The organism is Thermoactinospora rubra (genome assembly GCF_002093975.1).
GTDB classification, from domain to species: Bacteria; Actinomycetota; Actinomycetes; order Streptosporangiales; family Streptosporangiaceae; genus Nonomuraea; species Nonomuraea rubra_A.
In genome coordinates this window covers 152,920-167,161 of the sequence record NZ_MSZZ01000023.1, presented here as the reverse complement: position 1 = coordinate 167,161, position 14,242 = coordinate 152,920, and the positions used below count along the sequence as shown (strand labels likewise).

Genomic DNA, 14,242 nt, shown 5'->3' with positions numbered 1-14,242 from the left:
GGCGCCCACCGGGGTGGGCGAGATCAGGACGCGCACCGGGGCCGTCTGGATTGGAAAGCCCAGCGGGCTCGGGCGAGCCGCCTGCGGCCGGTGGGTCCTGCCTGCCGGCCGTCGCGTCCGGCTCGGCCGGGCCGGGTTCGGCACTCGGGTAGGGGGAGGGACGGTCCTGGGGACCGGGGCCGGACTCGGGAAGCGCGGAGGGATGGTCGGCCTCGGACCGGGACTGCAGCCTGCCGAAACTCGGCGGGGGCGTCGCCGGCGCGGCCGAGCGATCGGTCACGTCGCGCTCGTCCATAAGCGAGAGCGTAGCGAGACTCGGGAGATCGTCACGCCGGTATGAGTGTTCCCGGTCGAATCGGTCATCCCTTTCGTGCCCACATCACCCGAATGTCTAGCCTCCCGCGGCCCCCGAGAGGGAACGCCCGTCGAGCGCCTTGAACACGGTGTTCTGGGTGATGTCGTCGGCCGCCTGGAAGAGCCGCTTGCCCTCCTTCTTGTCCGGCTTGTGGCCGTCCTTGAACTGGAACCAGATCATGACCGCGTAGTGCCCGTGGGTCCAGACCTGCGCCCCGGCCTCACCGGAACCGAGGAACTTGGTCACCTTGTCCTTGCCGGGCAGCGGCTTGACGTAGTCCTGGCGCTCGCCCTTGCCGCCCGCCTTGCTGGCCTTGTCGGCGGCCTTGGTGTCGAGCAGGTTGGCCACGCCGACGGTACCGATGATCTCACCCTTGGCGTCGCGGAAGCTCGCGCGGATGACCTGCGTGCACTTGCCGTCCTTGAGCGCCTTCTGCAGCTTCTCGCCGACCACCGCGTCCGCGCACTTCTTGTCCTTGCGCGTGATGGTCATGGTGTACTGGCGCCCGTCGACCACGACCTTGGCGGACGGGAACAGCTCCTTGACGGTGAGCGGGTCGGGGTCGGTCTTGCGCTGGTCGGCGAAGCCGTACTTGCCGGGCGGGGCCGTGGGCAGCGGGTCGGAGGTCGGCCGGGCCTCGGTGGCCGCGGGGGCCGGCGGGTCGGCGTTGAACATCACCATGAGCGCCACGACGAGCGCGGCGAGCACGACGACGCCGCCGACGATGAACCAGAACGGCCCGCGGGTGCGGGGACCGTCGTCGTACGGGCTCCACATCTGGCTCTGCCGCTGGCTCTGCTGCGCCGGCTCGGGCTCGGCGCCGGTTTCCTTCTTCTTGGGAAAACCCATGCGGAGAGATTAACCTCTCGCGGCTCACGAGTAGCCGAAGTCCTGGGTCCACCACGGGCCGCCGCCTCCCGGGACGACGCCCACGCCGATGGCGGCGATGGCGCAGTTGAGGATGTTCTTGCGATGGTCGGGGCTGGCCATCCAGCCCTGGACGGCGGCCTCGGCGGTGGGGTAGCCGCGGCCGATGTTCTCGGCCGCGCCCGCGGAGTACCCGGCGCGCGCCATGCGGTCCCAGGGGGAGGAGCCGTCGGGCGAGCTGTGGCCGAACTGGCCGGAGGCGGCCATCTCCAGGGAGTGCTCCTCGGCCGAGCGCGTCAGCCGGGCGTCGACGCGCAGCGGGCCGCAGCCGTGCCGCCTGCGCTCGCGGTTGGTCAGCTGCACCACGCGCGCGGCCATCTGGGGCGAGACCGTCAGGTCCGGCGTGCCGTACACGCTGGTGTGATCGGGGTTGGTCTCGCCCCGGATCTGACCTTCCGGCGTGGGCCCGGCCGTGGGCGCGTGGCCGGCGGAGGGCGCCCGTTCCCGCTCGCGCGGGATCGCGTCGGCGGCCCGCTGCGGCTTCTTGGTCGTGGGGGTGGCGCTCGGCGCGGCGGCGGGCGGGGCCGTGCTGTTGAGGTAGACCTGCGGGGCCGAGTCGTCCTCGGCGGTGGTCAGCCGCCCGATCAGCACGCCCGCGAACAGGACGGTCAGCATGCAGCTCAGCAGGCCCAGACGGCTCCTGCGCCGCGCGCGCCGCCGGGTGTGCCGCGTGTGAGGGGGCTGCCACATACCGCAGTCAACGATAGGGAAGCAAGGTAGTGGTAAAGAAGGGGTTGGAGGGAACCGAAATGGAATCGGTAGCCCCGGCCGGTGCCGCCCGCCTCGTTTTGACCACTGCCAGCAGGGGCGGTAGCCTATCGACGTTGTGTGCATAGGTCCCGCGTGACCAATGCGCGGCGCGTCCGGCGTCATCTCCCATCCATGCGGAGACGGAAGGTCCGGGCCGTCGTGTGCCCGCACCGACCGACCAAGAGCTGTCCGCCCCGTCAGTGGGTCCGACAGTGCCGACAGACGCAAGATAAGGCTTACGACCGTGCGCACGTACTCACCGAAGCCCGCAGACGTACAGCGTCAGTGGTACGTCATCGACGCGACCGATGTCGTGCTGGGCCGGCTGGCCAGCCATGTCGCGGCCCTGCTCCGCGGCAAGCACAAGCCGATCTTCGCGCCCCACGTCGACACCGGTGACTTCGTCATCGTCATCAACGCCGACAAGGTCGCGCTCAGCGGCAACAAGCTCGAGCAGAAGAAGGCCTACCGCCACTCGGGCTACCCGGGCGGTCTGCGCTCCGTGACCTACGGCGAGCTCATGGAGAAGCGGCCGGAGAAGGCCGTCGAGAAGGCCGTGAAGGGCATGCTGCCCAAGAACTCCCTCGGCCGGAAGATGGCCAAGAAGCTGAAGGTCTACGCCGGTGCCGAGCACCCGCACCAGGCCCAGAAGCCCGTGCCGTTCGAGATCACCCAGATCGCCCAGTAGTAGTTCGAAGGATTTGAGGAGAACCGTGGCTGAGCCCACCGGTGTCGAGACGGCCGTCGAGGCCGAGCTGGAGGACTACTCCAGCGAGGAGTTCCCGTCCGAGTACACCACCGAGTCCGCTGCCATCGCCGACGCTCCCGTGCGCAGGCCCGTGACGACCGGCCACTCGTACGGCACCGGCCGCCGCAAGGAGGCCGTCGCCCGCGTCCGCATCGCCCCGGGCACCGGCAAGTGGACGATCAACGGTCGTTCGCTTGACAACTACTTCCCGAACAAGGTCCACCAGCAGATCGTCAACGAGCCCTTCGTGGTGCTCGGCGCCGAGGGTGCCTTCGACGTCATCGCCCGCATCGACGGCGGCGGCGTGACCGGCCAGGCCGGCGCGCTGCGCATGGGCCTGTCCCGCGCGCTGGCGGCCCTCGACGTCGAGGTCAACCGCCCGCCGCTGAAGAAGGCCGGCTTCCTCACCCGTGACGCCCGCGCCACGGAGCGGAAGAAGTACGGCCTCAAGAAGGCCCGCAAGGCTCCGCAGTACAGCAAGCGCTAAGTTGGGGCGCCTTTTCGGCACCGACGGGGTCCGTGGGGTCGCGGGGCGCGACCTCACGGCCGAGCTCGCCATGGACCTGTCGGTCGCGGCGGCTCACGTCCTCGGCGACGCAGGGGCATTCGGACACAAGCGTCCGGTTGCCGTCGTGGGCCGGGATCCCCGGGCTTCAGGAGAGTTCCTGGAGGCCGCGGTGGTCGCCGGCCTCGCGTCGTCCGGGGTCGACGTGCTGCGCCTGGGCGTGCTGCCCACCCCGGCGGTGGCCTACCTGACTTCCGCGCTCGGGGCCGACCTCGGCGTGATGCTGACGGCCTCGCACAACCCCGCGCCCGACAACGGCGTGAAGTTCCTGGCCCGCGGCGGCGTCAAGCTGGCCGACGCGGTCGAGGACGAGATCGAGCGGCGGTTGCGCGAGCCGTGGGACCGTCCCGAGGGGGCCAAGGTCGGCCGCGTCCGCGACGCCTTCGGCGAGGCCGACCGCTACATCTCGCACGTGCTGGAGACGATCCCCAACCGCCTGGAGGGGCTGCGGGTCGTCGTCGACTGCGCGCACGGCGCCGCCCACATGGTCGCACCCGAGGCCATGGTCAGGGCCGGGGCCGAGGTCGAGGCGATCGGCGCGCGTCCCGACGGCCTCAACATCAACGACAGCTGCGGCTCGACCCACCTGGCCAAGCTCCAGCAGGTCGTCGTCTCGCGGGGCGCCGACTTCGGCGTGGCCTACGACGGCGACGCCGACCGGTGCCTGGCCGTGACCCACGAGGGCAAGGTCGTCGACGGCGACCAGATCATGGCGATCCTGGCGCTCGACCTCCACTCGCGCGGCGAGCTGAAGCGCGACACCGTGGTGGCGACCGTGATGTCCAACCTCGGCTTCAAGCTGGCGATGCGCGAGGCGGGGATCACCGTCGTCGAGACGGCGGTGGGGGACCGCTACGTGCTGGAGCGGATGAAGGCCGACGGCTACAACCTGGGCGGCGAGCAGTCCGGGCACGTGATCATGCTGGATCACGCGACGACCGGCGACGGCCTGCTGACCTCGCTGCACCTGGCCGCCGTCGTGGCCAAGTCGGGCGTCTCGCTGGCCGAGCTGGCCTCGGTGATGACCCCGCTGCCGCAGATCCTGATCAACGTCAAGGGCGTCGACAAGGCCAAGGCGGGCGCGCCCGAGCTGGCCAAGGCCGTCGCCGAGGCGGAGGCGGAGCTCGGCGAGTCCGGCCGCGTGCTGATCCGGCCGAGCGGCACCGAGCCCATGATCCGGGTAATGGTCGAGGCGGCGTCGCAGGAGCAGGCCACCCAGGTGGCCGAACGCCTGGCCGGCGTGGTCCGCGCCGCATGCGTTTGACGGGGTACGGCCCGCGTGCCGTACCCCGATCATCCGGTTTGACGGCTTGATCCCTTCTTGGGGATCCTTGGCCAATGATTTCTTTGCGATCAATCGCGGGCGGCGTGGTCGCGGCGATCCTGCTGACGGCCGCGTTCATCGCTCCCGCCCAGGCCAAGACGGTCGAGGCTCTGGCGAGACCGGCGAACGGCACCATCCTGTACGACCGCATCAGCGGGGGACACGGCGTGCTGAAGGTGAAGAACGGCACCAAGCGCGACGCCGTCGTCACGCTGATGAAGGGCTCCAAGAAGGCGATCAGCGTCTACGTCAGGGCCAAGTCGACGGCCAAGGTGGACACGGTCGTCGACGGCACCTACCGGGTGTACTTCACCACGGGCACGCGCTTCAGCGTGAGCAAGGGCCGTTTCGGCAGGAACCCCAGCTACCAGCGGTTCGACGACAAGCTCCGGTTCGTGACGACCGCGACCAGCTACTCGATCTGGACGCTGACCCTCCAGCCCGTCATCGGCGGCAACGCCAAGACCAGCGGGGTCAACCCCAAGGACTTCCCCGCCTGAGCCCCGGAGGCGCTCACTGCCTCCTGCTCACGAACTCCATGATCAAGGCGAGGACGGCGTCGAGCCCCTTGGCGCCGCCCGCCTCCATGTTGACCTTGAGCTCGCTCGCCTTGGTCTTGAAGTGGATCGACCCTTTCGGCCGCAGGATCGCGGCCGCGGCGGCGATGAGGAGGACGTCCAGCGCCACGTCGGCCAGAGGCAGGGTGCCGACCCTGCGGATGCGGCCGGCGGCCTCCTCGATCGTGGGGCGGGTCTCGGGCAGCGTCTCGGCGATGGTCTCGATCACCTCGCGGAGGGAAGGGTCGGCGGAGCCGTCCGGCGACACGCCCCGAGCCTGCGCGAGCTCCTCGAGGAAGCGACGGTCGCGGGCGGTCCTGGCGGCGATCTCCTCCTCGGTGACCGGGAGGTCACCGGAGTCGTCGAAGTGGGCGACCAGGTGCTGCAGGACCTGGCCGAGCTGGGCGTCGTCGAGGTCGTCGAGGGTCACTCAGGCTCCCATCAGCTTGAACGCCGCCCAGTGGTAGAGGTGCCGCCAGGCGTCGTGATCGGAAGAAAAGTACATCTCGCGCTGGGCCTCGGTGAAGGCCTGCGCCTTGGACAGGCCGTCGCCGAGCCAGAGCGTGTAGAAGCGGTCGATCAGGACGGTCGAGGAGTGCAGGTCGGCGTTCCACATCGGGGCCAGGACGCTGTCGGCCCCGGCGGCCAGCGCCGAGCGGACCGGGCCCCACAGCTCGTCGCTGGCGGCGGTGACGACGCGGCCGACCGAGCAGGCCTGGAGCGTGAGGTGGACGCCTGCCATCGTGGCGGCAGGGAGCTCCGCCGCCGAGAGCCAGCCGCCGGTGCCGGTGCCCGGTGAGAGTCTCAGCCCCGCGTTCATGATCTCCCTCGGATCGGTGGGCGAGCCGCCGTGGGCCAGGATGTGCATCAGGTCGACACGGGTCAGCATCGACAGCGCCTCGGCTGGAGTGGCCTCGCGGCAGAACACCTGGTCCACGTCGAGCCCCAAGGTGTGCAGACGGTTCGCGATCCGCTGGTGGCTGTCGGCGAAGACGCCCTCTTCCACCGGCCGCAGCGGATGGCTGAGCAGACCCGCCCGGCGGGGGTCGTCGCCGCGACGCCGGAACAGCGTGACGGCCGCCTCCAGGCTCGGCACGTAGCACAGGGCCGGGCTGTGCCCCGCCTTCCACAGCTCGGGCAGCAGCAGGGCGTGGAGCGGGATGTTGTGCCAGGCGCCGTGTGGGGCGATCACCACGGCCGAGCTGAGCCGCAGCATGGCCGCCAGCGTTTCCATCTGGCGGTGCAGGTCTCGCAACGGTCGCAGGTACGGCTCGGCCAGGTCGAAGGGCCGGTCGGGGTCGATCGGCGGATGCAGCGCCGTCCCGGAGAAGCCGGCCTGCAGATACCTCACCGCCGTTTCCAGGTCACGTTGGGTGACCTGGACGCTCATCAGCAGCGTGGCGTCGTGGGTGGTGCAGAACAGGTAGCTGCACTCGCGTGTCTCGTAGAACGAGACGAGGGCGCTGTCCTCCGGGAGGTGGGAGCGCAGCTCCCGCACTGGATCGTTCGTCGAGAACCGTGCAAGGCGCTCGGCCTGGCTCTCTTCGAGGGCGGCGGGGTGACCGGCGAGATCCTCGCGCATCTGCGCGGCCCACTGGCTCAGCCGCTCGTCGACGTCCAGAACGGCGCCGGGCGGTCCGGCGGTGAGGCGGCGGGTCAGCCATCGGCTCTTGGCCGTCTCGACGTACCAGCGCAGTGTGCGAACAAGTCCACCCACAGCCATGTCGCTCAAAGCGTCATGCTTGAGCATGAGAGCCAACGCCCGGCACATGAACTCGAGCGCGTCCAGCTTGCGCCGCCCCGCGTACGCTTCGCCGGGCAGCGGGACGCGGGCGATGCGGTCATCCTCGAGCACCAGCAGGTGCTGGGCCGTCTCGGCCGCAAGGAAGGCCCTGTCGTATTCCCCGTTTTCTAAGAAATGGCTGGCGAGGAAGGCGTGGAGGACGATGGAACGGTCGGTTCCCCACCTCCCCGGCTCGGCCTTGGCCCTCTCCACCGCCTCGTCCAGCGGTCTGCCCTGCTTGTGCAACGCGGCCATCCAGAACACCAGCGTGCTCTTGCAGAGCTGGTCGTGTGCCCGCATGGCAGGATCGTCGGCCAGCCGTCGCAGCTCCTCTGCGGCCCTCTCACGCTCGCCCAGCAAGTCGCGTAACCGCCAGTGGTGGACGGGGATCGCCATCCGGGCCCACGCGGACTGCTCCTCCGGTTCCGCCAGGACCAGCTGTTCGGCTTGGTCGAGGTGATCCAGCGCGCCGGCGATCAGCTCTCGGTCGGTCTCGCCGAGCGGCTCTCCGAATTCATGGGCGGCGAACAGGGCGGCGCACGTCGTGGCGTAGCTCACGTGCAGGTTCCGCTCCAGGACCGCGTCGCCGTACGGCTCGGCTATGTCCAGTGCCTCCCGGTAGTGGGCGAGCGCGGCCTCGGCCAGCCCCATCGACTCGCACGAGATCGCGGCGTGGCGCAGGAGACGCCGCTGCTCGTCGACGAGCCCGAACTTCCCGGCGAGGGCGGCGCACGTCGTGGTTACCCACTCCACGGGGTACGGGATGTGCATGGACTCCAGGCTGTAGGCGAGGTGCATGCCGAGGGCGATCGTCGGCAGGGCTTCCTCCGGGCTCGTGGGCCGCGCCAGCCGTACGTGGTAGCCGAACTGCTCGAAGGCTCGCACCAGCTGCGTACCGTCCCGCGGGTCCAAGGCGTCCACCGTCTCCTGGCCGTAACGCATGGCTGACATGGTCTGGATGTCATCCCACACCAGGGCGTTCTCCTCGAGCGAGGCGTCCGGCGGCGGCCAGGACCCGGTGGAGTGGTTCATGGAGTAGGGCTCGTCGCCCCGGCGGACGACGTAGGTGTAGCCCAGGTCGTGGGGCGCCACCCAGACCAGAGTCAGCCCCGCGTGCTCGTAGCGTGTCGCGGTGCGCAGCACCGCCTCGCCGAACTCCGAGGGGGTCCAGGCCGCATTCGGGTGCCGGAGCTTGAGCCGGGGGCCGGGCGTGGGTGCGGGCGGTTCGGCGGCCCACACGAAGTCGCCGAGCTCGCCGGTGACCAGTTCCCAGTGGAAGATCCGGCGCGCCTCCTGCGGTGAGGGCGGCGCCGGGTTCAGCGTGACCAGGCCCAACCGGCGGCGCCGCCCGGCGAAGTGCCCTGACAGCACGAACGACACGGCCGTCGTCCCGGGCAACCGGTACGGCCCGCGCACGGCGACCGGCTCGCCGGTGCACTGCAGCGCGTCGACGGCCAAGTCGTGTGGGTTCGCCGCGCCCCGCAGCGTGTACGGCCAGCCTTCGAGCTCGGCCAGGAGCATCACCGGCACCGGCAGGTCGACCGCCTCCCACGCGGCGGCGAACGCCCGCGCGTCGAACAGCTCGGCCCCTATTCCCATCACAACGATGTAACGCGCCCGGCCGCGATGCCGTCCCGCCCAGACGACGGCCACCCGGTCGCCGAGCGCCGCCCGTGCCACCGGTTTCGCCCAGTCCCGCTTTCCGATCACGTGGCGATTGTCGGCCGTACCGGCGGGGCCGTCATGAGTAAGGGCTACCTAGTCCTCGCCGGTCAGGGAGAAGGCTCGCAGCCGCCGGCCCGTCAGCAGCACCGCGCCGACCGTCACGATCACCAGGGCCGGTACGGCGAAGCCGAGCGTGACGTCGGTCTCGACGAAGGGGGAGGTGGCCAGCTGGTCGGCGATGGTCTGGGCCCACTGCTGGATGGAGAACTTGCGCGCCCCCGGCACGAGGCTGCCGACCAGGCCCTCCCAGACGAGGGCGTAGACGACGCCGATGGCCACGGCGTGCTTGGTCACCACGCCGAGGAAGAGGAAGACCGCCGAGTAGGCGATTCCGGCGACGAGGGCGCCGAGGGCGAAGCCGGGCGCGACGCCCGACTCGGTGCGGATGAGGATCCACGCGGCCAGGTAGGTAGGCACCGCGGCGAACAGCACCAGCAGCGAGGCGGCCACCGCGAACTTGGTCACCGCGATCACCGGCCGGGAGATCGGTTTGGACAGCAGGTGGATGACCGTGCCGTCGTCGATCTCCGGGGCGATGACGCCGGTGCCCGCGATGAGGCCGAGCAGCGGCAGCATGGTGCCGATCACGAACTTCTGCATCAGCAGCACGGCCGTACGCTCGTCGGCGCTGCCCACCAGGCGCAGCAGCAGCGCCAGGCCCAGCAGGGCGAGGGGCAGCAGCACCAGGAGCAGGATGCGCCGCCGGCCGAGCACGGCCCGGTAGGTGATCCCCGCGACGGTTGCGTTCATCTAGGAGCTCCGGGTGATCAGGTAGGAGAACACGCTTTCCAGGTCCTCGTCGGCGGGGGAGACCTGCAGAAGGCGGATGCCCTCGGCGCGGGCCACGCGAGCGACCAGCCAGGTGAAGCGCCGGAAGTCGGTCGCCTGCACCTCCAGGCCGTCCTCGCCCAGCGTGACGCCGCCCGTGCTGCCGTCCACGACCAGCGCCGCGGCGAGCCTGCGGTCGTCGCTGGAGCGGATCCTGAACAGGTGCGGCCGGTCGGTCATGAGCCGGCGGATCTCGCGGAAGTCGCCCGAGGCGGCGTGCCGCCCGGCGACCAGCACCTCGATGTGCTGCGCGACCCGCTCGACCTCCTCCAGGATGTGCGAGCTGAACAGGATGGTCCTGCCCGAGGCGCCCATCCGCCGGATGAGGTCCATCAGGTGCAGCCGCTGGCGCGGGTCCATCCCGTTGAACGGCTCGTCCAGCAGCAGCACGGCGGGGTCGTGGACGAGCGCGGCGGCCACCTTGACCCGCTGCTTCATGCCCTTGGAGTAGGTCTCCACGCGCCGGTCCTTGGCGTGTTCCATGTCCACGGTCGCCAGCGCCCGGCGGGTGGCGGCGCCGGGGTCGGGCAGGCCGTGGAGCCGCGCAGCCGTCAGGACGAGCTGCCATCCGGTGAGGAACCCATACAGGCCCTCCCGCTCCGGAACCAGGCCGATGTCGCGGTAAATATGGTGATTTTTCCAGACCTTCCGCCCCTCGAGGGTGACCGTCCCGTTCGAGGGTGCCAGGAACCCGGCCATGATGTGCAGCAACGTCGACTTGCCCGCGCCGTTGGGCCCGAGCAGGCCCGTGACGCCGGGCCCGATCGTCATGGTGACGTCGTTGACGGCCACGACGTTGCCGTACCAGCGGGACACCTGGGTCAGCTCCAGCTTCACTTCGCCGCCGCCTTCCGGTAGCGCAGGAACAGCGCCGCGACGCCGAGCGCCACCAGCGCCGCGGTGAGCAGCACGGGGCCGGGCCCGTCGGGATACTGCCCGCTCGCGCTCTCGCCGCCGAACAGCGCGACCCTGACCGCGTCGAGGAGGAAGAACGGGTTGATCAGGTACGACCAGGCGGCGGCCGTACCGCTCCCGATCGACTCGAAGGTGCCCACGAGCACGCCCGAGACGGCCAGCAGGAGCAGGTAGACCGCGATGACCGAGGCCACCCCCAGCCCGCGGCGCGGCGTCAGGGAGGCGATGGTCAGCCCGAAGGCCGACAGCAGCAGCGCCAGGCACAGCCCCGTCGTCAGCGCGGCCAGGTACTCCCCGGTCTGCGGCGGCCCCTCCAGGTCGATCAGCAGCTCCCCGGCGTACACGAGCGTGAGCGGCACGCCGATCACCAGGAACACCGCCAGCGTCATCGCGGCCAGCTTCGCCCCGGCGTACTGCGGGACGCCCACCGGACGGGACAGGTACAGCGGCAGCACCCGGTGCCGCAGGTCAGGCGCGACGAGGGCGGGTGACTGCGAGGCCACGAAGATCGACAGGATGGCCTGCATGTAGACGAAGAAGCCCGGGTACGGCATGCCGCGCTCCTTCAGCAGGGCCATCATCGCGATCGACACCACGGCCGGGAGCAGCATGACGGTCGCCAGGCCGAACGGCATGATCTTGGCGCGTGCCGTGCGGCCGAAGCCGAAGGCGGCGCGCAAGCTGTAGACGAACAGCGCCCGGGTGGCGTACCAGGAGCCGAGCCGGGGACCGTCGTAGTGGCGGTACCCGATGTCGTGGATGACGCCGGAGGCAGGCTCAGACACCGGCCACCTCCTCTCCGAGAGGCTCCCTGAAGACGTCCTCGATGCGGTGGCGGCCCTGTTCGAGCCGGATGAGGCACAGCTCCAGGCCGGCGACGGCGTCGCGGACGGCGTCGTAGGTCTCGGGGCCGAGCATCTTCACCGTCAGCAGGCGGCCCTGGACGCTCACGCTCTGGCCGAGCTCGGTCAGCCGGGCGACCAGCGCGTCGGCGCCCTCCTCGACCTCGACCGTGAGCGACTGCGTGGCCTGCGTGAACTCGGTGATCGCGCTGGAGCGCAGCAGGCGCCCGGCGTCGATGACGACGACGTGGTCGCAGATGCGCTCCAGCTCGCCCAGCAGGTGGGAGGTGACCAGGACGCTGATGCCGAACTCCGTGCCGATGCGGCGGATGAGCGTCAGCATCTCCTCGCGGCCGCGCGGGTCCAGGCCGTTGGTGGGCTCGTCCAGGAAGACGAGGCGGGGGTCGTGCACCAGCGCCTGGGCGAGCTTGACGCGCTGTTTCATGCCGGTGGAGTAGCCACCGATCGGGCGGTAGCGCTCCTCCAGCAGGCCCACGTGCCGGAGCACGTCGGCCGCGCGCTCGCGTGCGGCGACCTTGGGCAGGCCCGACATCCGGGCCAGGTGCACCACCAGCTCGGTGGCCGAGACCTCGGGCGGCAGGCAGTCGTGTTCGGGCATGTAGCCGACGAGCGTGCGGATCCTCGCGCCGTCCGTCGCGGGGTCCAGGTCGAGGACCCGGGCGCGCCCCGAGGTGGGCGGCTGGAGGCCCAGGAGGATCTTGATGAGGGTGGACTTGCCCGCGCCGTTCGCGCCGACCAGGCCGGTCACCCCGGAACCGGCCGCGACGGTGAGCCGGTCGAGGGCCGTGACGCCGGGGAAGTGCTTGGTCAGTTCCTCGGTCTCGAGGATGTGCATGATCAGGACACTACCGGCGTGTCGCGTGCGTGGCCTCGTTCACACGGATGATTTGCTCGTTCGTCCGGCGGGCTGACCGGCCTGCGGCCAGAAGGTCCGCTGGATGAGCAGCGTCGCCGTCCCGGAGATGACCATGCCCGCCAGGTTGACGCCGAGCTGGGCCGCCGCGCCGCCCACCGCCTGCCACTCGCTCAGCGCCATGGCCACGGCGGCGTAGCCCGCGGCCGGGATCGTGGTGACCGAGATGAACACGCCGACCAGCGCCGAGGACTTGCCCGCGGTGATCGACAGCACGCCGGCGGCCCCCGCGAGGATCGCCACGATGAAAGACCATTTATCGGGATAAACGATGAACTGCACCTCGGCGTTGATCTCCAGCATGCGCGAGTCGATCCACCCCAGCCGGCGCGACACGAAGGCGCAGGCGAAGGTGACGGCGATGGCGCCGGCGAACCCCACGGCGATGGCCCACGCCGAGTCGCCGATCAGCCCCCACTTCCGCTGGATCAGGCCGAAGCAGATCCCCGCGACCGCGCCGAACTCCGGCCCGAGCACCATCGCGCCCACGATGAGGATGGGCGAGTCCATCAGCACGCCGATGCCCGCGATCTGCACGGCGATCGCGAAGAAGGCCAGGTAGGCCCACGTGATGCGCGAGTCGCCCTCCACCCGCTGGGCCAGCGCCTCCCAGACCACCGCGTCGTCGCTCTCGCCCGGCGCCTCCTCCTCGGCTTCCTCGGCCACCCGCGAGACCGACAGGTCGATCTGCTCGACGGCGATCGACCCGGCGTCCCTGAGCCATTCGAGGCGGCCGATCACCGTGTTGGCCGCCTCCCTGGCCAGGTCGCAGAAGATCAGGTCACCGGCCGGCTGGCGGGCGGCGCCCCGCAGGAAGGCGATGTTGGTGACGCCGGTGCAGTCCTCCAGCGTCTCCAGCACCTCCTTGGTGCGCTCGGGCGGGCTGATCAGTCTCATGTGGAGCACCCCGCCATTGTGCCGGGGGCTCCGCTGCGGCGCGCGGTCAGGTGCGGCGCAGCCGTACCCGCCGGATGGAGTGGTCGGCGGCCTTGTACAGCACCAGGCCCGCGCGCCCGCGGGTGGGCAGGATGTTCTCCACCAGGTTGCGCTCGTTGATGTCGCGCCAGACGTTCCTGGCGAACTCGGTCGCCTCGTCGTAGGGCAGGTCGGCGATGAACCTGAAGTAGGACTTGGGGTCCTCGAAGGCGGTGCGGCGCAGCTTGTGGAAGCGCTCGACGTACCACTCCCTGATGTCCTCGACCCTGGCGTCGACGTAGATGGAGAAGTCGAAGTAGTCGTTGACCGCGAGGCTGGTGGGCGGGGCGGGCTGGAGGACGTTGAGCCCTTCGAGAATCAAGATGTCCGGACTTTTCACGACTTGGGTGGCGCCGGGGACGATGTCGTACTCCAGATGGCTGTATACCGGCGCCCGCACCTCGGCCGCGCCCGCCTTCACCTCGGCCACGAACCGCACCAGCGCCCGCCGGTCATAGCTTTCCGGGAAGCCCTTCCTGTGCATGATCCCCCGCGCCTCCAGCACCGCGTTGGGGTACAGGAAGCTGTCGGTGGTGACCAGCGCGACGTTGGGGTGCTCGGGCCAGCGCGCCAGCAGCGTGTGCAGCAGCCGCGCCGTGGTCGACTTGCCCACCGCGACGCTGCCCGCGATGCCCAGGATGTACGGCATGCGCCGCTCGGGCTCGCCCAGGAAGGAGTTGAGCGCGCGGCTGCGCTGCTTGGACCCGGTGAAGTGCAGGTTCAGCAACCTCGTGAGGGGGAGGTAGATGTCGGTCACCTCGGCCAGGTCGATCGGGTCCTCGACCCCGCGCAGCGCTTCCAGCTCCTCCGCGGTGAGAGTCAAGGGCGTGTTCTTGCGAAGCTCGCTCCACTGCTCCCTGCTCAGTTCCACGTAGCCGTTGTTCACGCACGCAGCCTAACCGCCTGGCGAAAGGGCCTGTCCGGGCGGTCCAGGTGCGGAGGTGCTGCCCGAATGATTGGCTATTTCTGACATATAGCGGGAGATGTCTGAGACATTACTTTGCAGTGAACACC

The 14,242-nt window shown here is 70.2% G+C and carries 14 protein-coding genes; 4 read left to right on the top strand and 10 right to left on the bottom strand.

The genetic code is table 11. The annotated features are described in order from the left end of the window. Nucleotides 1–391: 391 nt before the first annotated feature. Together BSB02_RS23380 and BSB02_RS23375 are read right to left on the bottom strand one after the other, a co-directional pair. Nucleotides 392–1,204 carry a hypothetical protein gene (locus tag BSB02_RS23380; RefSeq protein WP_084961831.1) on the bottom strand — a complete coding sequence of 271 codons (813 nt, stop codon included), beginning with the start codon at nucleotides 1,202–1,204 and terminating at the stop codon, nucleotides 392–394. 24 nt (nucleotides 1,205–1,228) lie between these two features. Further along, nucleotides 1,229–1,972: a CAP domain-containing protein gene (locus BSB02_RS23375; RefSeq protein WP_143591043.1), complete on the bottom strand. Its 744-nt coding sequence runs from the start codon at nucleotides 1,970–1,972 to the stop codon at nucleotides 1,229–1,231. 304 nt (nucleotides 1,973–2,276) lie between these two features. On the opposite strand from BSB02_RS23375, the gene rplM reads away from it, so the two are divergent. The 4 genes from rplM (at nucleotide 2,277) to BSB02_RS23355 (ending at nucleotide 5,169) form a co-directional block, all read left to right on the top strand. Beyond that, a complete protein-coding gene (rplM, locus tag BSB02_RS23370) occupies nucleotides 2,277–2,720 on the top strand; it encodes a 50S ribosomal protein L13 (RefSeq protein WP_084961827.1) in 444 nt (147 codons plus the stop codon). Nucleotides 2,721–2,745: 25 nt separating this feature from the next. Next, entirely contained in the window at nucleotides 2,746–3,267 is a 522-nt protein-coding gene (gene rpsI, locus BSB02_RS23365) for a 30S ribosomal protein S9 (protein ID WP_084961825.1), read from the top strand. 1 nt (nucleotide 3,268) lies between these two features. Continuing rightward, complete coding sequence (glmM, locus tag BSB02_RS23360) at nucleotides 3,269–4,609, top strand: phosphoglucosamine mutase (protein WP_084961823.1); 1,341 nt, start codon at nucleotides 3,269–3,271, stop codon at nucleotides 4,607–4,609. Nucleotides 4,610–4,692: 83 nt separating this feature from the next. Next, nucleotides 4,693–5,169: a hypothetical protein gene (locus BSB02_RS23355; RefSeq protein ID WP_143591041.1), complete on the top strand. Its 477-nt coding sequence runs from the start codon at nucleotides 4,693–4,695 to the stop codon at nucleotides 5,167–5,169. A 13-nt stretch (nucleotides 5,170–5,182) separates the two neighbouring features. Here BSB02_RS23355 and BSB02_RS23350 read toward each other — a convergent pair whose 3' ends face one another. The 8 genes from BSB02_RS23350 to coaA are packed head-to-tail and all read right to left on the bottom strand — an operon-like array spanning nucleotide 5,183 to nucleotide 14,099. Continuing rightward, nucleotides 5,183–5,656, bottom strand: a complete 474-nt coding sequence (locus tag BSB02_RS23350) for a hypothetical protein (protein ID WP_084961819.1) — start codon at nucleotides 5,654–5,656, stop codon at nucleotides 5,183–5,185. Further along, nucleotides 5,657–8,719 (bottom strand): CHAT domain-containing protein, encoded by a 3,063-nt coding sequence (locus BSB02_RS23345; protein WP_084961817.1) that lies wholly within the window; start codon nucleotides 8,717–8,719, stop codon nucleotides 5,657–5,659. 48 nt (nucleotides 8,720–8,767) lie between these two features. Continuing rightward, nucleotides 8,768–9,484 carry an ABC transporter permease subunit gene (locus BSB02_RS23340; protein WP_084961815.1) on the bottom strand — a complete coding sequence of 239 codons (717 nt, stop codon included), beginning with the start codon at nucleotides 9,482–9,484 and terminating at the stop codon, nucleotides 8,768–8,770. Then, nucleotides 9,485–10,399, bottom strand: coding sequence for an ABC transporter ATP-binding protein (locus BSB02_RS23335; RefSeq protein WP_240506607.1), 915 nt, complete (start codon nucleotides 10,397–10,399; stop codon nucleotides 9,485–9,487). Further along, nucleotides 10,396–11,262 (bottom strand): ABC transporter permease, encoded by an 867-nt coding sequence (locus BSB02_RS23330; protein WP_084961814.1) that lies wholly within the window; start codon nucleotides 11,260–11,262, stop codon nucleotides 10,396–10,398. The genes BSB02_RS23335 and BSB02_RS23330 overlap by 4 nt, the downstream gene beginning before the upstream one ends. Continuing rightward, complete coding sequence (locus tag BSB02_RS23325) at nucleotides 11,255–12,175, bottom strand: ABC transporter ATP-binding protein (RefSeq protein ID WP_084961812.1); 921 nt, start codon at nucleotides 12,173–12,175, stop codon at nucleotides 11,255–11,257. The genes BSB02_RS23330 and BSB02_RS23325 overlap by 8 nt, the downstream gene beginning before the upstream one ends. A 39-nt stretch (nucleotides 12,176–12,214) precedes the next feature. Beyond that, the gene (locus tag BSB02_RS23320; RefSeq protein WP_240506606.1) at nucleotides 12,215–13,150 is read right to left on the bottom strand and encodes a DUF389 domain-containing protein; all 936 of its coding nucleotides are present in this window, start codon (nucleotides 13,148–13,150) and stop codon (nucleotides 12,215–12,217) included. 46 nt (nucleotides 13,151–13,196) lie between these two features. After that, on the bottom strand, nucleotides 13,197–14,099 hold the full coding sequence (gene coaA, locus BSB02_RS23315) for a type I pantothenate kinase (protein WP_084961946.1): 903 nt from the start codon (nucleotides 14,097–14,099) through the stop codon (nucleotides 13,197–13,199). Nucleotides 14,100–14,242: the final 143 nt, after the last annotated feature.

What these genes read in the sequence shown, in the direction of transcription:
- BSB02_RS23380 (WP_084961831.1), bottom strand. Translation starts at nt 1,204, where the DNA reads ATGGGTTTTCCCAAGAAGAAGGAAACCGGCGCCGAGCCCGAGCCGGCG.
- BSB02_RS23375 (WP_143591043.1), bottom strand. Translation starts at nt 1,972, where the DNA reads ATGTGGCAGCCCCCTCACACGCGGCACACCCGGCGGCGCGCGCGGCGC.
- BSB02_RS23340 (WP_084961815.1), bottom strand. Translation starts at nt 9,484, where the DNA reads ATGAACGCAACCGTCGCGGGGATCACCTACCGGGCCGTGCTCGGCCGG.
- BSB02_RS23325 (WP_084961812.1), bottom strand. Translation starts at nt 12,175, where the DNA reads ATGCACATCCTCGAGACCGAGGAACTGACCAAGCACTTCCCCGGCGTC.
- BSB02_RS23320 (WP_240506606.1), bottom strand. Translation starts at nt 13,150, where the DNA reads ATGAGACTGATCAGCCCGCCCGAGCGCACCAAGGAGGTGCTGGAGACG.